We start from the raw sequence: 398 nt of genomic DNA on the forward strand, positions 1-398 counted from the left end.
CGGCGTGCGCAGCGGCCGGTCATCGTCATCCCCTGACCGGGTGATCGGGCATTTGGCGTCAACTCCCGCTTGACAGTGCGAAAACTACCAGCGCGTAGAGGTGGATTGTGCCCTTGTGAAGGGTACATAACGGTCACTGGGAAGCAGCACCACTGCACTTGAAGGGAGCCCGCCGTGGACAACGACGTCTCTGCGGGAAGCACCACATCCAATCTCGGCCACCTGGCTCTGGGCCTCACTCTGCTGGCCTTCGGTATCGGCGCCACGGGCGTGATCGACGGCGTGACCACAGCCAACGCCGTTCCGATCGCCACTTTCGTGGGCGGCATCGCACTGTTCATCGCGGGACTCTTCGAGTTCCGGGCCGGAAACTCCTTCTCCGGTACGGCCTTCGGCGG

General features: G+C 63.6%; 1 protein-coding gene. It reads left to right on the forward strand.

The window, feature by feature from the left end; translation table 11 throughout:
• Positions 1-174 precede the first annotated feature (174 nt).
• The coding region (locus J0695_RS38455) for a GPR1/FUN34/YaaH family transporter (RefSeq protein WP_307798888.1) at positions 175-398 on the forward strand (224 nt) is incomplete at its 3' end.

The organism is Streptomyces beijiangensis (genome assembly GCF_017315755.1).
GTDB lineage: Bacteria > Actinomycetota > Actinomycetes > Streptomycetales > Streptomycetaceae > Streptomyces > Streptomyces beijiangensis.